This window comes from Saccharopolyspora kobensis, from assembly GCF_900108315.1.
In the GTDB taxonomy this organism is placed as follows: domain Bacteria; phylum Actinomycetota; class Actinomycetes; order Mycobacteriales; family Pseudonocardiaceae; genus Saccharopolyspora; species Saccharopolyspora kobensis.
In genome coordinates this window covers 32,019-54,972 of sequence record NZ_FNVB01000020.1, presented here as the reverse complement: position 1 = coordinate 54,972, position 22,954 = coordinate 32,019, and the positions used below count along the sequence as shown (strand labels likewise).

The window sequence follows — 22,954 nt, the reverse complement described above, 5'->3', positions numbered from 1 at the left end:
CACCCGTTCGCCACTCATCCACACCCGAAAGTGCTTCAGCGTTCGACTTGCATGTGTTAAGCACGCCGCCAGCGTTCGTCCTGAGCCAGGATCAAACTCTCCAACAATGCTGTTGAACAATCCCAGCAGACACTCAAACCATCAAAGGCGAGCGTCATACTCAAAGAAACCACCAACCAAAACAAACGTTTGGTCGGGGGCATAAAAGAACACTAACCAAAACAGTCCGCTGTTGAGTTCTCAAAGAACACACCCACACCATCACCCACGACCCGAATCAGGCCGCCAAGCTCCGGGGAGCATTTCCTCTGTTCGCTTTCGTGTTTACCACTCTAGACCATCCCGTTTTCCGGAGTCAAATCGGGGGGGTCACTCTCGTTTCCCCGCATCCAATTCGTTATCTACCGGATTCGAAGCGGTCTGTAGTTTTCAACACGTGCAAGCGTTTCGCATTTTCAAAGTCTTGCCGTTTCGGGCTCACCCACTCTACCACTCGTTCGTGGGAGCTTGGTTCGTGACCCCGTGCCAGGCCCGTTCCGGTTTTCCCGGCCCGTGTCGCGCTGACCTGGATAACTCTACACACCCCGGAACACCCCCTGGACGGCACCCCCCTTTAACCGCGAACCACCAGGTCAGGGGGCAATTGGAGGTCGAAGAGGACGGTCAGCTCGGCGATCGTCGAATCGACGCCCCGATGGTGCACTCCGACCATTCCCGCGTGCACCGCGCCGGCCACGTTCTGCTGGAGGTCGTCGACGAACACGCACTGCCGCGGTTCCAGCCCCAGCCGGTGCGCGGTCAACAAGTAGATCTCGCGACTCGGTTTCGCGACGGCCACCGCACCGGAGAGCACGACGGCGTCGAAGAGGTCGGCGATTCGGGGATCCGGCAATCCGCTGGCGTTGGACACCACCGCGGTGCTGATCCCGCTCCGACGCGCGTGGTGCGCGACTTCGAGCAACGGCAGTGCGCCCGCACGGCCCGGATCGTCCAGCACCCCGGCGTAGTCCAGCAGCAATCCCCTGAGTTCCACGGGCAGCACGGTAACCCACCCGATCAGGCGGTCTGCGGCGAAAAGTGACCTGATTCCGGGGGCAACTTCCTCAGTACTGCGAGGAGTTCTTCCAACTTCGGCCCCGGAGGCGCCATGACCGCAGTTCTCACGCTCGACGCACCGATCGCCGCGCTCACCACCGATGATCCCGGTGGGCGCAGCGCCGTCGCCATCGCGACGCACGTCGGCGGGCACGTGTTCGACGTGCTCTCCGGCAGGCGGACCGTGCACGAGATCGGCGAGCACGTTTCCGCGCGGGTGGCCGCGCTGCTGCTGACCACCCGGCTGCACGCAGCACAAGGCCCGGAGCACCGGGTGCGTTCCGTGCACGCCTGCCCGATCACCGAGTTCGCGGTGGAGGCGTGCATGGTCGTCGGAACGCACGACCGGGTCCGGGCCTTGGTGCTGCGCGTCGAGCGGGACGGCGAGCGCTGGGTGTGCACTCGCCTGTCCCCGGTCTGATCAGCGCCGCCGGTTCTTCTTCGACTCGGCGCGCTGAGCCGCCCGCCGCTCGCGACGGGTGCCGCCGCGGGCCTCCGGGCCCTGCGCGTCATCGCTGCTGGTCTCGACACCGCCGGTCTCGTTCGGCCCGGAGTAGTTCAGCCGCTGCTGCTCCGGGCTGCCGAGGCCCTTGCCGCGAAGAGCGCTGGGGACGTTGCCGCCAGGCGCCGGCGCACCGCCGAGCTGGCTCAGCGCCGGTCCCGCGGACGCCGGCCGGGCCCGCTTCGGCTGCGGCGCGGGCGGCGGGGTCTGCTGGACGTCGGGGGTTCCGCTGCCGACCTGGCTCACCGACACCGGGACGGCGGGCTGCTCCGGCGCGGGCTGCGGTTCCGCCGCCTCGACCTGGACGTTGAACAGGAATCCGACGGACTCCTCCTTGAGCGCCTCCAGCATCGCCCCGAACATGTCGAAGCCCTCGCGGCGGTACTCGATCAGCGGGTCGCGCTGCGCCATCGCGCGCAGCCCGATGCCCTCCTTGAGGTAGTCCATCTCGTAGAGGTGCTCGCGCCACTTGCGGTCCAGGACGCTGAGCACCACCCGGCGCTCCAGCTCGCGCATCGCACCGGCGCCGACCTTCCCGTCGACCTCGGCCTCGCGCTTGGCGTAGGCGGCGCGCGCGTCCTCCAGGACGATCTCCAGCAGCCGTTCCCTGGTGAGGTCCTCGTCGGAATCGACGAGCTCCTCCCAGCTGATGCCCACCGGGTAGAGCGTCTTCAGCGCGGTCCAGAGCTTCTCGAAGTCCCAGTCCTCGGAGTAGCCGTCGGCGGTCTCCGCGTCGACGTAGGCGGTGACCACGTCGGTGAGCATGTGGTTCACCTGCTCCTGCAGGTCCTCACCGGCCAGCACCCGGCGCCGCTCGTCGTAGATGACGGTCCGCTGCTGGTTCATGACCTCGTCGTACTTGAGGACGTTCTTGCGGATCTCCATGTTCTGCTGCTCGACCTGGGTCTGCGCGCTGCGGATCGCGCGGCTGACCATCTTGTGCTCGATCGGCACGTCGTCGGGCACCTTGAGGCGGGTCATCACCGTCTCGACCATGGCCGCGTTGAACCGCCGCATCAGCTCGTCGCCCAGCGACAGGTAGAACCGGGACTCGCCGGGGTCGCCCTGGCGGCCGGAACGACCGCGCAGCTGGTTGTCGATGCGCCGGGACTCGTGGCGCTCGGTGCCGAGCACGTAGAGACCGCCGCTGGCGCGGACCTCCTCGGCTTCGGCCTCGGCCTGCGCCTTGATCTTCTTCACCACCGCGGGCCACTCGGCCTCGTACTCCTCGCGGTTCTCCACCGGGTCCAGGCCGCGGGAGCGGAGTTCGGCGTCGGAGAGGTGGTCGACGTTGCCGCCCAGCACGATGTCGGTACCGCGACCGGCCATGTTGGTGGCGACGGTGACGGCGCCCTTGCGGCCGGCCTCCGCGATGATCGCGGCCTCGCGCGAGTGGTTCTTCGCGTTGAGCACGCTGTGCGGGATGCCCCGCTGGGTCAGCAGCTTCGACAGGTACTCGGAGCGCTCGACGCTGGTGGTGCCGACCAGCACCGGCTGCCCGGCCCGGTGGCGTTCCTCGATGTCCTCGGCGACCGCCTCGAACTTGGCGGGCTCGGTCTTGTAGACCAGGTCCGGCTGGTCGATGCGGGCCAGCGGCTCGTTGGTCGGGATCGGCACCACGCCGAGCTTGTAGGTGGTGTGGAACTCGGCCGCCTCGGTCTCGGCGGTACCGGTCATGCCGCCGAGCTTGTCGTAGAGGCGGAAGTAGTTCTGCAGCGTGATCGTGGCCAGCGTCTGGTTCTCGGCCTTGATCTCGACGCCTTCCTTGGCCTCGATCGCCTGGTGCATGCCCTCGTTGAAGCGGCGCCCGGCCAGGATCCGGCCGGTGAACTCGTCGACGATCAGCACCTCGCCGTCGCGGACGATGTACTCCTTGTCGCGGTGGTAGAGCTCCTTGGCCTTGAGCGCGTTGTTCAGGTAGCCGACCAGCGGGGTGTTCGCGGCCTCGTAGAGGTTCTCGATGCCGAGCTGGTCCTCGATGATCGAGACGCCGTCCTCGGTGACGCCGACGGTGCGCTTGCGCTCGTCGACCTCGTAGTGCTTGTCGCGCTCGAGCATCGGGGCGAGCCGGGCGAACTCCTGGTACCAGCGGGAGGACTGGTCCGCGGGGCCGGAGATGATCAGCGGGGTCCGGGCCTCGTCGATCAGGATGGAGTCGACCTCGTCGACGATGGCGAAGTTGTGCCCGCGCTGCACGCAGTCGGCGAGGCTCCAGGCCATGTTGTCGCGCAGGTAGTCGAAGCCGAACTCGTTGTTCGTGCCGTAGGTGACGTCCGCCGCGTAGGCCTTGCGCCGCTGCTCCGGGGTCATCTCGGAGAGGATCGCGCCGACTTCCAGGCCGAGGAAGCGGTGCACGCGGCCCATCCACTCGGCGTCTCGGCGGGCCAGGTAGTCGTTGACCGTGACGACGTGCACGCCCTTGCCGGTGATCGCGTTGAGGTAGGCGGGCAGCACGCAGGTGAGGGTCTTGCCCTCACCGGTCTTCATCTCGGAGATGTTGCCCAGGTGCAGCGACGCACCGCCCATCAGCTGCACGTCGTAGTGGCGTTGGCCGAGCGTGCGCTTGGCCCCTTCGCGGGCTACCGCGAAGGCCTCCGGCAGCAGCTCGTCGAGCGATTCCCCGTCGGCGTGGCGGCGTTTGAACTCGTCGGTCTTGCCCCGCAGCTCGGCGTCGGACAGAGCGGCGACGTCTCCTTCGAGCTCATTGATGTGCGCTGCGATGCCGCGCAGGCGCTTGAGCATCTTGCCCTCGCCGGCGCGGAGCAGTCGGGACAGGACCATCCGGTCGACCTCACTAGCTGATCGTGACGCGTCCGTCACGGACGCTTTGTGGCCATCGTATTAGAGCTGGTGGCGAGAACCGGTCATCCGGTGCTGTCGGATGGCGGCCCCTCACACGCAGCTGTCCCCCGCGGACCACGGTACGCGGGGGACAGCCGTTCGGGTCGGCGTTGGCGCAGACTCGCCCTACAGGGCGTCCGCCAATCTGATCACTCCGTAGTCGAATCCCTTCCTCCGGTAGACCACGCTCGGCCTACCGCTGTCGGCGTCGGAGAAGAGGTAGAAGTCGTGCCCGACCAGCTCCATCTGGTAAAGGGCCTGGTCGACCGTCATGGGTTTGGCCGAGTGCTCCTTCTCCCGGGCGATGCGCCCGGGTTCGTACCCGTTCTCGGCCACGCGCTGTCCGGGCACTTCGTACTCGGATGCTTCCTGGGGCGCTTCGAGCAGCGTGGTGCGGCCCTCGGCCGCTGCGGCACCCATCACCACGGGCCGGTCCGCCATCGCTGCGGTCGCCTCTGCCACGGAAGTCGGGTTGTGCTGTCCGTAGTGCACCTTTCTACGGTCGTGCATGCGCCGGAGTCGGCTCTCCAGCTTGGTCGTTGCGGCATCGAGCGCGGCGTAGAAGTCGCCGGCGCAGGCCTCGGCGCGAACCGGTGTGCCCTTGCCCACCAGGGTGATCTCGACTCGCTGGCAGTTCTTGGCCTGACGGGGGTTGCGCTCGTGGAAGAGCTCCACGTCCGCCCGGATTGCCTTCCTGTTGTACCGCTCAAGTCGGGTCAACTTGGCGTTGACGTGGTCCCGGTAGTGCTCGGGTACCGCGACGTTTCGACCCTTGACGACGATATCCATTCACGACCTCCGATTCCGTAGGAGAGGTGCGTGGCGCCAGGCAGCGCGATCAGCTCGCTTCCGGCGCCAGGGACATGGGATTTCGCTCCTTCCCTCCGCCAGGGGTTGGCTGGATTGAGTGGCACGTTAGCTCGGTTTACCGATTTGTGACACCCCCCGGGTCGGGCGAAGTCAAGCGGCCACCGAGCGTGATTGGTACGACCGTTCGAAGCACGCTCGACGCGTGCGCGGACGGTGCTCGCAGGGACCTTCCACCCTGAATTTTCACCCGTTCGGCCGCTCGCCGCGACTGCGCCGCGCGAGACCGTGGTGGGGGCGGATTATGCCTGCTCACAAACGGAAAACGAACACCCGGCGGGAGAAGTTCCCGCGGCCGTTCGGACAATGGTGGTTCACCCGTTCCACTCAACCGGCCGTCGTGGTCAGCGCGAGCACCGCCGCGAACGCGCGACCTGCGGTTCCGAGGGCCTCCAGGCAGGCCGTCGCGGTGGCCGCGGTGGTGATGACGTCGTCGATCAGGACCAGCTGGGCGCCTCGCGGGGGAAGTCGACCGTTCTGGAGGAGCACTCGCCCAGACAGGTTGCGCACCCGTTCAGCCGCATCGAGACCGGCCGAGTCCGCTGCCGCGCGGGCGGTCACCAGGCAGTCGGCCACCTCGGTCGGCCAGCCCGCCGCGGTCAGCCGGGTGGCCATCCGGTGCGCGATGCGGCACATGTGCGCACCGCCGCGGCGGCGGGCCGCGATGGCTCGCGACGGCGCGGGCACCAGCCACCAGCGGTGGTCGAGCCGGTGCTGCGCGGTGATCGCGCGCAGGCCGGTGGTCAGGTGCCGGGCCAGCGGGTCGGCGAGGTGGCGCTGCCCGGATTCCTTGTAGGCGAGCACCGCGCGGCGGGCGGCGCCGCGGTAGCGGCCGAGCGCGTACGCCGGTGGTTCGGGTGGCAGCAGCGGGCGTTCGACGCGGTGGAGGCCGCCGAGTTCGCGGGAGCACGCCGGGCACCACGCCGTGGCCGCCGCGCCGCAGCCCGCGCAGTGCAGCGGCAGCAGCAGGTCGACCAGGCCGGAAACGCCGTCTCGGAGCCAGGAAGCGCACATCGGGCGATCATGGCCCGAACCGGTCGGACGACTCACCGGCGAATGTCGGGCGGCGACCACTCCCTCACCCGATCGACTGTCACGAGTCCGATCGATGCCAGTGACTGCTGGTCGCCGACGCGGATGCCCGGTCAGCCCGGGAAGAAGGGCAGCGAACTGCTTCCGATGCGGGGTTCCAGCAGGGACCACACGTCGCCCGGCTCCGGTGATGACCAGATGCTGCTGCGATCGGCGACGATCACCGTGGGGCCCGGCCCGACGGTGATCATCTTCATCGGCTGCCCGAGGTTGGCCGAGGTGTAGGCCCGCCAGCGGAAACCGTCCACCGACACGTCGTAGACCGGGAAGCCGTTGCTGTCGGTGATCACCGCCAGGGACTCCTTGTCCCGCCACTCCAGGCCCAGGATCTGCGCGCCCTGCGGGCTGGGCAGGGTGGTCGGGCGCTCCAGCACGACCGAGCCGTCCCGGTCGGCCACCGCGCTGACCACGAGCTTGCCGTCGATCACCGCCGCGGCCCTGGTGCCGTCGCGCGAGAGCCGCAGGTCGGTGATCTGCCGCCCGCCGGTGAACTGCGCGGAGTCGACCCGCTGCACGGTCCAGCCGGTTTCGCCGCTGCGCGCCCGGATCACGTCGCGCCCGCCGATCACGGTCCACACCTCGTCGTCGCCGCGCCAGGTCGGCTTGCTCATGAAGCTGCCCAGCGCACCCAGCTCGTGGAGCGACTCGCCGTAGGGCCCGACCCGCAGCACCACCTCGTCCGGGGAACGGCGGGTCACCGCGGCGATCTTGCGCCCGTCCGGCGACTGCCCGGCCCGGAGCACCTGGTACTCGCCGGATCCGGCCGGCCCGGGGATCGGGTCGGCGCGGCTGTCCAGCCGCTTGATCCGCTCGTCGATCACGGCCAGGCCGCCCAGGTCCTGGCGCGGCATGTTGTCGATCTCGTAGCGGGTGAGGTCGGTCGGCCACAGGTCCTGCTCGGTGGCCAGCAGCGGCAAGCCCTCCTCCTGCAACCGCACCCGCGCGTTGCTGACCTTCTGCAGGGTGAACACGACCTGCGCGGCGATCAGCCACCGCTTCTCGTCGGAGACCTCGCCGAGCTTGCTGAGGTTGACCTCCAGCGCCCCGTCGCCGGTGGCCTCGCTGGTGTTGGTGCGCGGGTGCACCCCGGGCGGGATGGCGGTGCGCAGCGCCGACTGCATCCGCTCCGACGGGCCGGCGGTCAGCAGGTCGATGACCCGGCGCGGCAGCGTGCTGGCCGGCTGCGAGGCCACGTAGCGCAGATCCGGCACCACGCCGGTCGAGTCGTGGTCGAGGAAGTAGATCGGCACCGAGCGGTAGACGCTGCTGAAGGCGTCCCGGCTCACCACCATCTCGGCGGGCGGTGAGGCGATCCGCCACTTCCCGTCGGGCTGGAGCTCGACCCGCACGGTGGTCTCGTACTCGCCGACGTCGGGCACGAAGGAGGAGTCCTTCAGCAGCCTGCCGACCCGGTCGGCCTGCACGGTCACCAGCTGCACGCCCTCGGGCAGCGGTTCCGGCGGGGGCGGCGCCGGGATGGTGTCGACGTTGTCCACGATCAGCAGGTCGGGGCCGGGCGACCACTGCTTGGCCTGCAGGTCGTCGAGGTGCATCCGGGCCGCCTCGTGGTTGCTGGCCGGGGACGCGGAGTCCACGAACCGGCGGACCAGGCCCAGCGGGTCGAGGTTGTCCGGCGGCGGGGTCACCTCCGTCGTGGTGTTGCGCTCGTCGGCCTCCCGCACCGCGACCGGGTCCGACTCCTCGGGGATCGACGCGCACGCCGTCAGCGGGACCAGCAGCACCGAGAGCACCGCCAGCCAGCGGGTGGCGCGGCCGACCATCATTCGTCCTCCCAGGTGTTCTCGGACAGCCGCGCGGGACCGCGATCCTGGATCTCGCCCTCACCGGCTTCGCCGTCCTGCGGCCGCTCCACCGACGCGGCCAGCAGTGCTTCCGGCGCGGCGATGCGGCGCGTGCCGGGCAACGGCAGCGGGTTGCTGTCGAACTCCCCGCCCGGATGGCGGGGAAGGGTGACGCGGAAGCACGAACCTTCGCCCGGCTCGCCCCAGGCGTCCAAGGCCCCGCCGTGCAACCGGGCGTCCTCCTGGCTGATCGACAGCCCCAGCCCGGTGCCGCCGGTGCGCCGGTTCCGGGACGGGTCGGCGCGCCAGAACCTGGTGAACACCAGCTCGGCCTCCCCGGAGCGCAGGCCGACGCCGTAGTCCCGGACGGTCACCGCGACCGCCTGCTCGTTGCTGCCGAAGCGGATCTCGACCGGCCCGCCCTCGGCGTGGTCGATCGCGTTGGCCACCAGGTTCCGCATGATCCGCTCGACGCGGCGGGCGTCGGCGACGATGTCCAGCTCGGCGGCTCCGCAGGCGGGCACGATCACGCGCAGCTCGACGCCGCCCTCGTCGGCGATCGGGCGCAGCGCCTCCACCGAGCGCTCCACCAGTTCGACGAGGTCGACCTGCTCGGCGGACAGGTCGGCGACCCCGGCGTCCAGCCGGGAGATCTCCAGCAGGTCGGCCAGCAGCAGCTCGAAGCGGTCCAGCTCGTCGACCAGCAGCTCGGTGGAGCGGGACAGGCCGGGCGGGAACTGCTCGCGGGAGGCGTGCAGCACGTCGGCGGCCATCCGCACCGTCGTCAGCGGGGTGCGCAGCTCGTGCGAGACGTCGGAGGTGAAGCGGCGCTGCAGCTGGCCGAACTCCTCCAGCTGCGTGATCTGCTGCTTGAGGCTGTCGGCCATCTCGTTGAACGACTCGGCCAAGCGGGCGACGTCGTCCTCGCCGATCACCCGCATGCGCTTGTCCAGGTCGCCCTCGGAGAGCTGCTCGGCGATCTGCGCGGCCTGCCGCACCGGGCGCACGATCTGCCTGGTCACCAGGTTCGTGATCAACCCGAGCAGGACCAGCAGCACGGCACCGCTGATCAGCAGGGTCTGCTGCACGACCTGGAGGGTGTCCTGCTCCGCGCTGAGGGGGAACATCATGTACAGCTGCAGCGACCGGGTGGCGCTGCCCACCGGGGTGCCCACGATCAGCATCGTGATCGGGCCGCTCTCCCGCGTCACGGTATGGATCTTGGTGGCGAGCTGGCCGCGCTCGGCGAACAGGCGCAGGTCCTCCGGCACGTCCTCCACCGGGCCCGCCGAGGGCTGGTCGTGGCGCTCGACCGGTGCCAGCCCGTCGACCAGCACCGGGGTGAACGCGCCGGCCACCGTCTCCGCCTTGGACTGGCCGGAGGAGGACGTGGTCAGGCGGTTCAGCGCGGCCGCCAGCTGCTCGTCGATGCTGTCGGAGTTGGGGTCCACCGCGGTGAGCTCGCGCTCCAGGATCGGCAGACTGGTCTCGACCTGGGTGAGCGCGGCGTCCTCTTTGGAGCTCAGCAGCTGGGCGGTGATCTGCCACTGCAGCACCATGCCCAGCACGATCACCACGGCCAGCGAGAGCGCGAGCGTGCTGACCACGACGCGCAGCTGCATCGAGCGGCGCCAGAGGGCCTCGAAGCGGCGCCAGCGGTCGCGGAGCTCCTCCTGGACACGACTCACCAGCCGCCGCACCCAGCGGCTTCGACGCGTCCACACGTTCACGACAACCGTCGCCCTCCACGATTACGACCCGGTTGGAAAACTGTGCCAGGGGGCCGGTCCGCGGGCCGCACCGGCCCTCGACATGCGAAGAGCGCCCGCTCGGCGAGCAGGCGCTCCAGTTCCGGTCAGCCGATCACGGAGGGCCGGCCTTGTAACCGACGCCGCGAACCGTCAGCACCACCTCGGGGCGCTCCGGGTCGCGCTCCACCTTCGAGCGCAGGCGCTGGACGTGCACGTTGACCAGGCGCGTGTCCGCCGCGTGGCGGTATCCCCAGACCTGCTCCAGCAGGACCTCGCGGGTGAAGACCTGGCGCGGCTTGCGGGCCAGCGCCACCAGCAGGTCGAACTCCAGCGGGGTCAGCGCGATCGGCTGGCCGTCCCTGGTCACCTCGTGGCCGGGCACGTCGATGGTCACGTCGCCGATGGTGAGCACCTCGGCCGGTTCGGCGTCGGTGCGGCGCAGCCGGGCGCGCAGCCGGGCCACCAGCTCCTTCGGCTTGAACGGCTTGACCACGTAGTCGTCGGCGCCCGACTCCAGGCCGAGCACGACGTCCACGGTGTCGCTCTTGGCCGTCAGCATCACGATCGGCACGACGGACTCGGTGCGGATGGCCTTGCAGACGTCGATGCCGTTCATCCCGGGCAGCATCAGGTCCAGCAGGACCAGGTCCGGCTTGAGCTCCCGCAGGGCAGGCAGCGCCTTGGTGCCATCGCTGACGACGGCGGTCTCGAACCCCTCTCCCCGGAGCACGATGGTCAGCATTTCGGCCAGGGCCGGATCGTCGTCCACCACGAGCACGCGTGCCTTCATGTCCAACATGGTTGCACTTCTGCACCGGCTGCCGTGCATGCACCCGCTGATCGTCGTCGCAGGTCGGGCCGTTGATACCCGGAAAAGCCCAGCTCATACCGCCGAATGGAGCAGTAGCCGGGTGATCTGGGCCGCTCACGGACACCTCGGCGAGATGGCTCGGGCGCTCAGCTCAGGCCAGCACGTGCTCGTCGACGATCGCGGCGAAGTCGACCTGCGCGGAACCGTCCACCACGAGCCACGGCGACCACCACCCGGCCGCCGCCAGTTGCGCGTAGACCTCGCCGCAGCGCTTCTGCAGCCCGGCGTCGGATTCGAAGTTGTCGCGCTGGCGGTCCGCCTCGGTGCGCTCGCGGTGCTCAGCCCGCTGGGCCGCCACCTCCGTCGGGACCTGGAGCAGGATCTGCAGGTCCGGCTTGGGCAGCGCGAAGCGCCCGGTCTCCAGCTCCTGGACCCAGGCGACGAAGTCGCCGCTGCTGTCCTGGTGGAGCCGGGCGGCGCCGTAGGCGGCGTTCGAGGCGACGTAGCGGTCGAGCAGGAGGACGTCGTGGGTGCGGAGGTCGTCGCGGAGCGCGGCTGCCGCGGAGCGGCGGTCGAGCGCGTTGAGCACGGCCATGCCGTAGACGGAGTCGCCGAGGTCGCCGTGGCCGCCGCGCAGCGCCTCGCCGATGAGCTCGCCGTGGACGTCGTCGGTGTAGCGCGGGAACGCGGCGCGCGCCACGGAGCGGCCGCGGGCGGTGAGCTCCGCGGTGATGCCGTTGGCGAAGGTGCGCTTGCCCGCGCCGTCCAAGCCTTCGATGACGATCAGTCGACCCACGGCATCGACGGTAGTCGAACGCCGCGAGCCCTCCCGACGGCCTCCCCCGGCCCGCTCCGCCCAGCGGAAATCCGCGTTGCCACTGGGTGCCACAGGTTGTATACCGACTGTATGCAGAAGACGCACACGTATCAGCTGACGGTGACGTGGACCGGCAACACCGGCGAGGGCACGACCTCCTACCGCGGGTACAGCCGCGAGCACGTGGTGGAGATAGCCGGGAAACCGCCGCTGACCGCTTCGGCCGACCCGGCGTTCCGCGGCGACCCGAGCCTGCCCAACCCGGAGGACTTCCTGGTCGCGGCGCTGTCCGAGTGCCACATGCTCTGGTACCTCGCGCTGTGCAGCGGCTCCGGCGTCGTGGTCACCGACTACCGCGACGAGACCAGCGCGACCATGGTCGAGGTGCCCGAGACCGGCGGCCACTTCACCGAGGTCGTCCTCCGGCCGAAGGTGGTGGTCGCCGACGCGGCGATGCTGCCGAAGGCCCGCGAACTGCACGCGCAGGCCCACCGCAAGTGCTACATCGCGAACTCGGTCAACTTCCCGGTCCGCCACGAACCGGAGATCACCACCGCCGGGTGATCCTGGCGTTGCCGGGTCGCGGGGCTTCCGCGATCCGGCGCCGGGCGCCGGCCCCCGCGAGTTCGGCCATGCCGACCGGAGATCGGCGTTCGCGGGGATTCGTCGCCGGCGGATGCGTCTGGTCGGGTGGAGTCCGCCGATCCCGGGACAGCGGGCGGTCCGGGCGATCAGAATCATGGGCGCAGAGCTCGCCAGATGTCGACCTGCCGTGGAGAATCGATCATCGGTGCTCGATGATCACGACGAATCGGGAGGATCCAGTGCAGATTCCCGGGCCCGACACCCGCGTGGTCGAGCTGCGGGTGCACGGAATCCTCGGCGCCACCGGCGACGAGCTGACCGACTCCGTCGCTTCGGTCGACGTCGCGGGCGACGGCGTTGGCCGGATCATGCGCCCGGCGGACCGGTTGCGCCGTCCGGTGCCGGGTCCGGTGCTGTCGACCGGTGACCGCTCGGTGCCCCGGATCGTCGAGGGCTACGTCTGGGGCGGCATGACCTCCGGTGGCCTGGCGAAGGCGACCTGGGCGCTGCTGTTCCCGTTCGCGCTGGCGAACATGGCGCACTGGATGCTGCCGCCGGTCCGCAGCGGCAACCCGATCAGCCGAGCGCTCGCCACGACGTTGCGCGCCCTGCTCCGGCTTTCCGCGCTGCTGCTGACGATGCTGTTCGTCGCCCAGCTCACCGTGGTCAGCCTCGACCTGGTGGCCGCGCAGTGCCTGAGCCCCGGCGCGGCCTGCCTCGAGTTCGTGCCGGACGCGGCCCGCTCCGTCGACGTGCTGCGCTCCTCGGTGGCGTTGCTGCCGATCGCGCTGGTCATCCTCCTCATGCATCGTCTGTCCACTGTGTCCTGGCAGGTCTCGGCACCGAAGACGGACAAGCCGCAGCACTCCGCGCGCGCCCCGATGCTGCCCGGCGCGAACGTCGTGTCCGACCCGGACACCCCCGCACTCCGCGCCCTGCACGTGATCGCCGCGCTGTCCACCGTGGCCATGCTCGCGCTCGGCGGGCCGTTCCTGACCACTGCGGATCCGCGGTGGATCCTCGCCGCCGCGCTGATCGGCGTCTGCGTGATCGGCACGATCGCCCTCGACGACCCCGCCCGGATGTACCCGGACGGCAATGAGAAGGTGCTGCGGACGCTGTTCAGCCGCACCTCGCGCCGGGCGCTGATCACCACCGCCGCGCTGCTGCTCGGATCGGTCGCGCTGATCCCCGGTTCGCTCGTCGGTCCGCTGCCCGGCTCCGGCCCGACGATCGACGCGATCACCAGTGCCCTGGTGATCACCTGCGTCGCCGTCGCGGTCCTGCTCACCCCGGCCACGCTGCTGGCCCGCAGCACCTGGAAGAACTGCCCGCCACCGCTCCGGCCGTGGGCCGGCGGGTGGATGTCGGCCCCCGTGCTGATGTTCGCGTGCATGCTCGGCGCCGGCTTCGGAGCCGGGCTCGCGTTCACCGTGCGCCAGACGCTCGTCGTCGACGACCTCCCCGGATCTTCAGGACCGGCGCTGCCGCAGGCGTTCAACGACGTCACGGTCTTCTGGGGCGCCACCGCCGTGCTCCTGGCGCTGGCCGCGGTCATCGGCATCCCGTTGCTGCTGCTGAAGCGGTGGCGAACCGCTCGCACCGACGACGACAGCTCCATCCCGGACGAGATCGCGCTGCTGCACGCCGGGCGCCCCGAGGACCAGCGCGCCGCCGCGAACGCCTGGAAGTGGGCGGCTCTGCAGCGCCGCTACTCCCACGTGGCCCTCCTGGTGACCGCCGGAGTGCTGGCGATAAGCACCGCGGTGACCGTGATCGTCCGGACCATCGACCTCCCTCCTCTGATGGACACCGGCTGGCTGGTCGCGATCGGTGTCGCCTCGCTGGCAGCGCTGGCCGCCGGGTTGTTGCGGATGGTCTTCCGCGCGGCGGGCAAGCAGGACACCGCCCGCTACCTCGGCGTGCTCTGCGACCTCGTGCTCTTCTGGCCGCGCGAAGCGCACCCCGTGGTGCCGCCCTGCTACGCCCTGAAGGTCATCCCCGAGCTCGCCGATCGCGCCACCGAGCACCTGGCCGACCCGAACACCCGCGTCGTGCTCGTCGGGCACAGCCAGGGCAGCCTGCTCGCCGCCGTGGCGGCCGCCCGGTTGCTCGACTCGCTGCCCGAAGCCGACCGCGAGCGCGTCGGGCTGGTCACCGCGGGCTCGCAACTGCAGTGGGCGTACCCACGCGCCTTCCCGGGCGTGGTGCCGCACACCTCGCTGCGCGACCTCGCCGGGACGCTCGGTGGGCGCTGGCGCTCGCTGTGCCGCGGCACCGACCCGCTCGGCGGAGCCGTGACCACTTGGAACCGGCAGGTCTACGACGGCATGCTGATCGGCGTCGGTTTCCGCGCCGACGGCACCGAGGGCCCGCTGCCCGCCGCCACCCGCGGCCCGACCGGCGCGCTGGTGCTCGGCGGCGACCACTGGCTGCCCGACCCGCAGCGCGGGCCGTTCGCCTGCCGCCGCTGGGTGCCGGGCGTGCTGGGGCACAGCGACTACCCGGGCGACCCCGAGTGGGACCGCGCGGTCGCGATGGCAGCAGGCCTGGAGACCCCGGTCCGCGGCGCCACCCTGCCGTTGCGCCCGCAGACGCCCACGCCCGCGCAGGCCCCCGCCGTGCCCAGCGCTCCGAAGTCCTCGCAGCTGACCGCGCAGGGCGGCGACGGCGGATCCCTCACCGACTCCGTCGATGAGCTGACCCACGCGGCCGACGAGCCCGAGCTCGAGCCCGAGACCGCTCAGGACGACGAGGTCGTGCCCGAGACCGCACCGGAGCCCAAGGACGCGAAGACCCGCCCCAAGCCGTCGGTGCTGCCCGAGATCACCGAGCCCCGCGGTCGCAGCGCCCCGTGGGAGCGCGCGCTGGCGCTGGGCACCGGCGAGCAGCGCTGAGCCGCCCGCACCTGCGGCGCGGCCCGGCGCGCGCCGGGACACCGCACGCGCCCGAGTGCAACGGTGGACGTCCGCTCAGCCCTCTTCGCGCGGCGGACCGATGAGGTGTTGGCGCACCGGCACGCGCTGGGTGGTCCGTGGTTCGCCGGTGCTTCCCGGATTCAGTCGTGATGAGTTCCTTGGATCCCATGATCCGGCGCCGACCAGCGGATTTCATCACTCGCACAGGTGAACATCTGTTCGATTGCCAGCGCTGGGCGGCTCGGTCGCACCGGGGCCCGCGCGAAAAGCGGCGGCGCCGCCCCATCGGGACGACGCCGCCGCACTGCTGACTACCGGGGACTACTCGGCCGAGCCGGAGCTCCGGGGCACTTCACCACCGGCGGCGATGTCGCCGTTCTTGATCCGCTGCCCCAGCCGCGAGTGGTTGCGGCCGTAGAGGAAGTAGATCACCACACCGGCGGCCATCCAGATGAGGAACCGGACCCAGGTCAGCGCGGTCAGGTTCAGCATCAGCCAGATGCAGGCGATGATCGCCAGGATCGGCACCAGCGGCACCAGCGGGGCGCGGAAGCCGCGCGGCAGGTCGGGCCGGGTCCGGCGGAGCACGATGACGCCCAGCGAGACCAGCACGAACGCGAACAGCGTGCCGACGTTGACCATCTCTTCGAGCTTGTCCGCCGGGAAGAAGCCGGCGGCCACCAGCACGACCACGCCGACCAGCACGGTGGCCCGGGTGGGGGTGCCGCGCTTCGGGTCGGTCTTGGCCAGGCCGCGCGGCACCAGACCGTCGCGGGACATGGCGAACAGGACGCGGGTCTGGCCCAGCAGCAGGACCATGACCACCGTGGTCAGACCGACCAGCGCGCCGACCGCGATGATCGCGGCGGCCCAGTTGATCCCGTGCTGCGCGAAGGCCGTGGCCAGCGTCGACCGGGTGCCGGACTCGTCGGTCGCCAGGTCGGTGTAGGGCACCATGCCGGTGACCACCAGCGCGACGGCCACGTAGAGCACGGTCACGATCGCGAGGCTGCCGAGGATGCCGCGCGGCGCGTTCTTCTGCGGGTTGCGGGTCTCCTCCGCGGTGGTCGCGACGATGTCGAAGCCGATGAAGGCGAAGAACACCAGCGACGCACCGGCCAGCAGGCCGAAGATGCCGAAGGTGCTGGTCTCACCGCCGAGGATGAGCGACAGCAGGGACTGCTCGATGGCAGGCGTGTCGCTGGCCGAGGCCTCGGTGGCCGGCGGGATGAACGGCGTGTAGTTGTCCGCGTTGATGTAGGCCACGCCGACCACGATGACCAGCAGCACCACGAAGACCTTGATCAGCGTGATGACCAGGCTGACCCGGGCGGAGAGCTTGGTGCCCAGCGCCAGCAGCGTGCACAGCACGGCCACCAGCAGCACCGCGCCCCAGTCGAACTGCAGACCGCCGACGAACTCGAACGAGGTCGGTAGCTCCACCCCGATCAGGCCGAACACCTGCTCCAGGTAGATCGACCAGCCCTTGGCCACCGCCGCCGCGGCGACGGCGAACTCCAGGATCAGGTCCCAGCCGATGATCCAGGCCATGAACTCGCCGAAGGTCGCGTAGGAGTAGGTGTAAGCACTACCCGCGACCGGCACCGTGGAGGCGAACTCGGCGTAGCAGAGCGCCGCGAGCCCGCAGGCGATCGCGGCGAGCACGAACGCCAGGGACACCGAGGGGCCCGTCATGTCACCGGCGGTCCGCGCGGCGAGCGTGAAGATGCCGGCACCGATGACCACGGACACACCGAAGACGATCAGGTCCCAGGTGCCCAGGTTCTTGCGTAGCTTGGTGTCCGGCTCGTCGGTGTCCAAGATCGATTGCTCGACCGACTTGGTTCGCCACAGCCCAGTACCTGGCACTGTCGCCTCCTCAGTAATCCCAAATTGTGGGTCGCACCCTAACTCGGCAGTCTTGCGGGCGAAACCAGGTGACTTGAGTCCGCCAGCACATTCGTTAGCTCCTTGTGATGCGTGCTACTCCATGTGCGAGCCTCCCGGGTACCGCGGCTTCCCAGCGGTGCCCGCGGAGCGGTCCTCGTGCAGGTCAGGGGGTCAGCGAGCGCCCCCGCTCCAGGTCCGGTTCGAGGTAGATCAGCCGCGCGGCGGGCACCTTCGCGCGGATCCGCGCCTCCGCGTCGTCGATCTCACCGGCCACCTGGGAGATCGACATCGACGGGGTCATGCCGATCTTGGCGGCGACGAGCAGCTCGTCCGGGCCGAGGTACTGGGTGCGGATGTGGATCACCTTCTCCACGTTGCCGCGCTCCAGCTCGCCGACGATCTCGGTGAGCACGTCCCGGCTGGCGCCCTCCCCGATGAGCAGGCTCTTGGTCTCGATGATCAGCACGATCGCGATCACGCCGAGCAGCACGCCGATGCAGGTGGTGCCGATACCGTCCCACACCGGGTTGCCGGTGAGCACGGTGAGCCCGACGCCGCACAGCGCCAGCACCAGGCCGACGAGCGCGCCCAGGTCCTCCAGCAGCACCACCGGCAGCTCGGGCGTCTTGGCCTGCCGGACGAACTGCCACCAGCTCAGGCCGCCCTTGAGCTCGCGCGACTCCTTGATCGCGGTGACGAAGCTGTAGCTCTCCAGCCCGATCGCGACCAGCAGGATCAGCACCGCGACCCAGGCGTAGGTCAGCGGCTCCGGGTGCTGGATCTTGTGGATGCCCTCGTAGAGCGCGAACACCGAGCCCAGGCTGAACAGCAGCAGCGCGACCACGAACGAGTAGAAGTAGCGGTCGCGGCCGTACCCGAAGGGGTGTTCCTCGGTGGGCTTGCGCAGCGCGGTCTTCTGCCCGAGCAGCAGCAGGCCCTGGTTGGAGGTGTCGGCCAGCGAGTGCACCGATTCCGCGAGCATCGACGACGAGCCGGTGAACAGGAAGCCGGTGAACTTGGCCACCGCGATCCCCGCGTTGGCGGTGAGCGCGGCCAAGATCGCCTTGGTTCCGCCGCTTGCTGACACGTCTTCTCCCGTGCGGTGCGCAGTTCGACCGGTCGCCCGGTCGGTGACGGAAGGAATCTACCGGCTGGTCAGATGCTCGGACGCCGGGTTCCGGAACTCGTCCGAATGGTCAGCGCACGTCCCTTTTGCACCGGCGGGAACCGGTCAGAACGCCCCGGCGGCGGCGCGGAAGACCTGCGCGCGGCCGTCGCGGTCGAGCTCGGCGGGGCGCACCTGCACGGCCGGGTCGGACGCCGCGAGCCACACCGACTGGCCGCGCTCCAGGCGCAGCTCCCGCGGCAGCGACCCGTTGTGCGAGCTGCTCGTCAGCCGGATGCTGCCCTTCGTGCACAGCAGGATCTGCGGGCCCGGCGAGTCCAGGTGCACCACGCCGGACTCGGCCGGGGTCCAGTCCAGCCTGGAGAGCTCGAACTCGTCGGCGGGCGTCCGGTAGGCGGTCAGGTTGGCGTCCAGCGACTCGCCCTTGAGTACCCGCATGTCGCCGCAGGCGAAGTCCAGCACGCGCAGCAGTTCGGGCACGTCGACGTGCTTGGGCGTGAGCCCGCAGCGCAGGATGTTGTCGGAGTTGGCCAGGATCTCGATGCCGGTGCCGTTGAGGTAGGCGTGCAGGTTCCCGGCGGGCAGGAAGATGGCTTCGCCGGGCTGCAGCACGATGCGGTTGAGCAGCAGGCTGGCCAGCACCCCGGCGTCGTGCGGGTATGCCTCGCCGAGCTCCAGCACCGTGCGGCACTCGAGGGCGAACTCGCCGTGCCCGCGCACGTGCTCGACGCACGCTTCCAGCAGCTCGGGCAGCACCTCGCGCAGGTAGTTCTCCGGCAGCGTGATCCAGGTGGTGAACAGCGCGCGGAGGCCGTCGGCGTCGGGCTGCGCGGCGAGGAGCTCCCGGTGCGCGCGCAGGCTCGGCACCGCGAGCTCGTCCAGCAGCCGGACGGTGCGCTGCGCCTCGCGGAACCCGGCCAGCGCGTGGAACTCGGTCAGCGCGCAGACCAGTTCGGGCTTGGCGGTGGGATCCGGGTAGTTGCGGTTGGGCGCGTTGCGGGCGATGCCCGCTTCCTCCTCCTGGCGGAAGCCCGCAGCGGCCTGCTCGGCCGACGGGTGCGCCTGCAGGCTCAGCGGTTCGTCCGCGGCGAGCACCTTGAGCAGGAACGGCAGCCTGCTGCCCCAGCGCTTCGCGCACACCGGCCCCAGGTGGTGCGCCGGGTCCTCCTCCAGCAGGGACAGCAGGGACACCTCGTCGCCGTCGGGCCGGATCACCCGCGACGGGTCGCCGGGGTGCGCGCCCATCCACAGCTCGGCTTCCGGGTGCGGGGTGGGGACGGGCCGACCGAGCAGATCAGCAATAGCGGTACGCGAGCCCCACGCATAGGGGCGCACCGCGTTCCGCAGTAGCTCCACAGTCGTTTCTCGCTTCCTCGTCTTCGCGCCCGCTCGTCGGCGACGTCCAGCACAGCACACCGCGTGGGACCGCCGGACGGCATCGGGGCATTCCCTGAAAACTTCCCTCAGTGCATCGCCAGGGCCGGCCAGCCGGGACCGTTCAGCGTGCCCGCCGCCAGCCCCAGGTAGACGGCGGCCAGGTCGAACCGGGCGGCCAGCGCCGCGGACCGCAGGACCGCGTCGTCGCGCACCGATTCACCCGGGCTGATCAGGTCCGCACCGGGCAGATCGCGCACCGCGCCCCGTTCGTGCGCCTCGCCCTGCGCGTCGTGCCGCGCGCTGACCAGGAACACGCGCAGGGCGGCACCGGGGTTGTCCTCGGGGTCGGCGAACAGGTCCGCTTCGGAACCCACCGAGGCGGCCGCCCGGTGCAGGGCGCGCTCCGCCACGGCCTGCTGGTAGTCGGCCACGTGGCAGGGCGTCGCGGCGTGCGCACCGAGTGCGAAAGCCCCGTGCTCGGCCACCGCGGTGGACACCGGGTCCAGCCCCCACAGCAGCGGCGTGCGCTCGGCCAGCCGCATCGCGAGCGACTTCGCGGGGTTGGTCAGCGTGTCGTGGTTCGGGTGCGCGCGCTCGGCCTCCTTGTCCAGCTCCTCGGCCAGCTGCTCGGAGTCGAAGCGGACCAGCCCGAGCGCGCTGAGTGTGCTGAGCCCGACGGCTAAAGCGTGTGCGAACGACAGCGGCGGTGGCACCGGGATGCGCGGCGGCAGAACTTTGGCGCGGCCTGCGCCGGCTGCGGCGACCGGACCGTCCGCGGGCACGGCGAGCACGACCGTCGCGCCGCGGCGACAGGCGACCGAAACCGATTCCGCCAGCACCGCGTCGCCGACGTCGTCGCTGTGCGCGAACACCACGTCCAGCGCGCCGATCCAAGCCGGGACGGTGTCGGTGACCAGCACCGGAACCGGGCAGCGCGGCCCGGTCAGCGCGGCCAGCAGGCGGCAGACGCCGGGGCCCACGCCGGGTCGCGCCAGCAGCACCACCGCGCGGGGGCGGCCGTCGGCCAGGTCGTCCAGGCCGACCTCAGCGGCGGTTTCGGCGGCCGCGCGGACCTGCGCGCCGGAGAGCGCCGCGAGCCGCAGCAGACCACCGGAATCGGCGTCGACCAACCGGGGCGGGTCGTCGAAGAGACTGTCGTCCAGCACCGCGTCACCCCTCCCCGGAAGCGCCGGGGCCCCCGACGGCTTCTTCCAGCAGCAGCACCGGGATTCCGTCCCGAACCGGGAACGCGCGCCCGCAGGAGGTGCAGGTCAGGTAGTCGGCCTGGGGGTCATCGCCCAGTCCCGGCCGGAGCCGGGCGTGCTGCGGGCACGGGCAAGCCAGAACCTCCAGCAACTGCGGTTCCAGGTCAACGGCCACTTTTCCTCCCCAAACTCGCCCGCGCACGCGACGCGGCCTCGCGCTCCGACCGGTCGCGGCCGACGCCCAACTTCACCCTCGGACGACCGCGAGCACCTCGTCGCGCAGCGCGGCCATGGCGTCAGTGTCCCTCGCCTCCACGTTGAGCCGGAGCAGCGGTTCGGTGTTGGACGGGCGCAGGTTGAACCAGGAACCGTCCGACAGCTCCACGGTAAGCCCGTCGAGCTCGTCGACACGAGCACCCGACCGGTCACCGAAGGTCGCCGCGACGGCGCGCATCCGGCCCTGCTGGTCGTCGACGGTCGAGTTGATCTCGCCGGAGGCGGCGTAGCGCGAGTAGTCGGCCATCAGCTCCGACAGCGGCAGGTCCTGCCCGCCGAGCGCGGCCAGCACGTGCAGCGCGGCCAGCATGCCGGAGTCGGCCCGCCAGAAGTCCCGGAAGTAGTAGTGCGCGGAGTGCTCGCCGCCGAAGATCGCGCCGGTCTCGGCCATCGTCTGCTTGATGAAGGAGTGGCCGACGCGGGTGCGCACCGGCTTGCCGTCGTGCTCGGCGACGATCTCGGGCACCGCTTTGGAGGTGATCAGGTTGTGGATGATCGTGCCGCCGGGCTCCTTGGCCAGCTCGCGGACCGCGACCAGCGCGGTGATCGCGCTCGGCGCGACGGGCTCGGCGCGCTCGTCGACCACGAAGCAGCGGTCGGCGTCGCCGTCGAAGGCCAGCCCGGCGTCGGCGCCGGTCTCGCGGACCTTGGCCTGCAGGTCGACCAGGTTCGCCGGGTCCAGCGGGTTGGCCTCGTGGTTGGGGAAGCTGCCGTCGAGCTCGAAGTACATCGGGATCAGCTCGATCGGCAGCCCGTCGAACACGGTGGGCACGGTGTGCCCGCCCATCCCGTTGCCCGCGTCCACCACGATCTTCAGCGGGCGGATGCCGCTGAGGTCGACCAGTTCGCGCAGGAAGGCGGAGTACTCGGCGGTCATCTCGCGGCTGCTGGTGCTGCCCTTGGCGCCGAGGAACTCGGGCACGCCGTGGGTGACCAGCTCCTGGATCTCGGACAGGCCGCTGTCCTGCCCGACCGGGGACGCGCCCGCGCGGCAGAGCTTGATGCCGTTGTACTCGGCCGGGTTGTGGCTGGCGGTGAACATCGCGCCGGGCAGCTCCAGCCGACCGGAGGCGAAGTACAGCATGTCGGTGCTGGCCAGACCGATGTTGATCACATCGACGCCCTGGCCGGTGACGCCCTCGGCGAAGGCCTCGGCCAGGCCCGGCGAGGAATCCCGCATGTCGTGCCCGATGACCACCGCAGGGCCACCCACGAGCCGGGTGAAGGCGGCGCCGATCTCCCGCACCACGTCGGTGTCGAGGCCATCCCCGACCACCCCGCGGATGTCGTACGCCTTGATGATCCCCGACAGGTCCCGCACGCTGCACCCTCCCCGATTCCGCGCCAGACGCGACGTGGTTGGCAGCCTACCGGCGATCGATCGGGTGTTGGCGTCCGCTGGGAGCACGCGAGCTGTTCGTCACGATCAATTCACTCGTCGATCGGATCGGGCAGCGCCCGCAGGTGCCCGCGACGGCTGCCACCGGGGGCGAACCCGTGGGGCTCCACCGGCCGGTCCGACCGGCCGGCTTCCCGGACCGCCTCGGCCAGCGCGGTCAGGTCGTCGTCGGAGGGCTCCGGCGGGGCGAACTCCCCCTCGTGCCGCACGACTTCCCAGCCCTTCGGCACGGTGAGCCGCAGCGCGTGCGCCTCGCACAGGTCGTAGCTGTGCGGTTCGGCGTAGGTGGCCAGCGGGCCGACGACCGCGGTGGAGTCCGCGTAGGCATAAGTGAGCGTGGCGACGGCCGGGTTGAGACACCCGGTCCGCGAGCACCGCCTCACGCTCCGCACGACACGCACGATAGCGCGCCCGCTCCGGTACGCGGCGAAGGCACGCGGAAACCAGCGGCGAAGGGCCGCCTGAGCTCCGGGTTCGCCCGCGTCTGCTCTGCGCGAACAGCAACACCGGTGCCGGGCGTTTCGCCTGGTCGCCAACGCCGCGCACCGGTGGCCCCCGGCGCGGCGCGCGCGGCGTCCGCGGCCGTTCTCCCCACCGGTG

18 protein-coding genes and 1 rRNA gene are annotated in these 22,954 nt (G+C 70.6%); 3 read left to right on the top strand and 16 right to left on the bottom strand.

What is annotated here, in order from left to right; all coding sequences use genetic code 11:
- Window positions 1–107, bottom strand: a 16S ribosomal RNA gene (locus C4T78_RS35560); the annotation flags it as partial.
- Window positions 108–613: 506 nt separating this feature from the next.
- Window positions 614–1,033, bottom strand: a complete 420-nt coding sequence (locus C4T78_RS35555) for an HAD-IA family hydrolase (RefSeq protein ID WP_093358993.1) — start codon at window positions 1,031–1,033, stop codon at window positions 614–616.
- A 114-nt stretch (window positions 1,034–1,147) separates the two neighbouring features.
- On the opposite strand from C4T78_RS35555, the gene C4T78_RS35550 reads away from it, so the two are divergent.
- Window positions 1,148–1,516: an Rv3235 family protein gene (locus tag C4T78_RS35550; protein ID WP_093160536.1), complete on the top strand. Its 369-nt coding sequence runs from the start codon at window positions 1,148–1,150 to the stop codon at window positions 1,514–1,516.
- Here C4T78_RS35550 and secA read toward each other — a convergent pair whose 3' ends face one another.
- From secA to C4T78_RS35515, 7 genes are all read right to left on the bottom strand, one after another.
- On the bottom strand, window positions 1,517–4,378 hold the full coding sequence (secA, locus tag C4T78_RS35545) for a preprotein translocase subunit SecA (RefSeq protein ID WP_093358932.1): 2,862 nt from the start codon (window positions 4,376–4,378) through the stop codon (window positions 1,517–1,519). It lies immediately after the preceding gene.
- A 186-nt stretch (window positions 4,379–4,564) separates the two neighbouring features.
- Entirely contained in the window at window positions 4,565–5,227 is a 663-nt protein-coding gene (gene hpf, locus C4T78_RS35540; protein WP_093160532.1) for a ribosome hibernation-promoting factor, HPF/YfiA family, read from the bottom strand.
- Between the two features lie 405 nt (window positions 5,228–5,632).
- The gene (locus C4T78_RS35535) at window positions 5,633–6,319 is read right to left on the bottom strand and encodes a ComF family protein (RefSeq protein ID WP_093358934.1); all 687 of its coding nucleotides are present in this window, start codon (window positions 6,317–6,319) and stop codon (window positions 5,633–5,635) included.
- Between the two features lie 131 nt (window positions 6,320–6,450).
- Window positions 6,451–8,181 carry an LpqB family beta-propeller domain-containing protein gene (locus C4T78_RS35530; RefSeq protein WP_235863917.1) on the bottom strand — a complete coding sequence of 577 codons (1,731 nt, stop codon included), beginning with the start codon at window positions 8,179–8,181 and terminating at the stop codon, window positions 6,451–6,453.
- Window positions 8,178–9,887, bottom strand: coding sequence for an MtrAB system histidine kinase MtrB (mtrB, locus tag C4T78_RS35525; RefSeq protein WP_235863918.1), 1,710 nt, complete (start codon window positions 9,885–9,887; stop codon window positions 8,178–8,180). The genes C4T78_RS35530 and mtrB overlap by 4 nt, the downstream gene beginning before the upstream one ends.
- Before the next feature lie 175 nt (window positions 9,888–10,062).
- A complete protein-coding gene (gene mtrA, locus C4T78_RS35520; protein ID WP_093160527.1) occupies window positions 10,063–10,740 on the bottom strand; it encodes an MtrAB system response regulator MtrA in 678 nt (225 codons plus the stop codon).
- Window positions 10,741–10,912: 172 nt separating this feature from the next.
- On the bottom strand, window positions 10,913–11,557 hold the full coding sequence (locus tag C4T78_RS35515) for a dTMP kinase (RefSeq protein WP_093160526.1): 645 nt from the start codon (window positions 11,555–11,557) through the stop codon (window positions 10,913–10,915).
- Between the two features lie 111 nt (window positions 11,558–11,668).
- Between C4T78_RS35515 and C4T78_RS35510 the strand changes: the two genes are divergently transcribed.
- On the top strand, window positions 11,669–12,142 hold the full coding sequence (locus C4T78_RS35510; protein ID WP_093358940.1) for an OsmC family protein: 474 nt from the start codon (window positions 11,669–11,671) through the stop codon (window positions 12,140–12,142).
- A 260-nt stretch (window positions 12,143–12,402) separates the two neighbouring features.
- Window positions 12,403–15,060, top strand: a complete 2,658-nt coding sequence (locus tag C4T78_RS35505; RefSeq protein ID WP_093358942.1) for a hypothetical protein — start codon at window positions 12,403–12,405, stop codon at window positions 15,058–15,060.
- Window positions 15,061–15,402: 342 nt separating this feature from the next.
- Here the strand turns inward: C4T78_RS35505 and C4T78_RS35500 are convergent, their stop codons facing one another.
- The 7 genes from C4T78_RS35500 to C4T78_RS35470 form a co-directional block, all read right to left on the bottom strand.
- On the bottom strand, window positions 15,403–16,950 hold the full coding sequence (locus C4T78_RS35500) for an amino acid permease (RefSeq protein WP_177247857.1): 1,548 nt from the start codon (window positions 16,948–16,950) through the stop codon (window positions 15,403–15,405).
- Window positions 16,951–17,134: 184 nt separating this feature from the next.
- The gene (locus C4T78_RS35495; protein WP_093358945.1) at window positions 17,135–18,058 is read right to left on the bottom strand and encodes a cation diffusion facilitator family transporter; all 924 of its coding nucleotides are present in this window, start codon (window positions 18,056–18,058) and stop codon (window positions 17,135–17,137) included.
- A gap of 144 nt (window positions 18,059–18,202) precedes the next feature.
- Complete coding sequence (manA, locus tag C4T78_RS35490) at window positions 18,203–19,453, bottom strand: mannose-6-phosphate isomerase, class I (RefSeq protein WP_093358946.1); 1,251 nt, start codon at window positions 19,451–19,453, stop codon at window positions 18,203–18,205.
- Between the two features lie 107 nt (window positions 19,454–19,560).
- Entirely contained in the window at window positions 19,561–20,640 is a 1,080-nt protein-coding gene (locus C4T78_RS35485; RefSeq protein ID WP_093358948.1) for an SIS domain-containing protein, read from the bottom strand.
- A gap of 4 nt (window positions 20,641–20,644) precedes the next feature.
- Window positions 20,645–20,854 (bottom strand): Trm112 family protein, encoded by a 210-nt coding sequence (locus C4T78_RS35480; RefSeq protein ID WP_093160514.1) that lies wholly within the window; start codon window positions 20,852–20,854, stop codon window positions 20,645–20,647.
- A gap of 72 nt (window positions 20,855–20,926) precedes the next feature.
- Window positions 20,927–22,276: a phosphomannomutase/phosphoglucomutase gene (locus tag C4T78_RS35475; protein ID WP_093358951.1), complete on the bottom strand. Its 1,350-nt coding sequence runs from the start codon at window positions 22,274–22,276 to the stop codon at window positions 20,927–20,929.
- Window positions 22,277–22,386: 110 nt separating this feature from the next.
- Window positions 22,387–22,746 (bottom strand): DUF3499 domain-containing protein, encoded by a 360-nt coding sequence (locus C4T78_RS35470; protein WP_093358953.1) that lies wholly within the window; start codon window positions 22,744–22,746, stop codon window positions 22,387–22,389.
- Window positions 22,747–22,954: the final 208 nt, after the last annotated feature.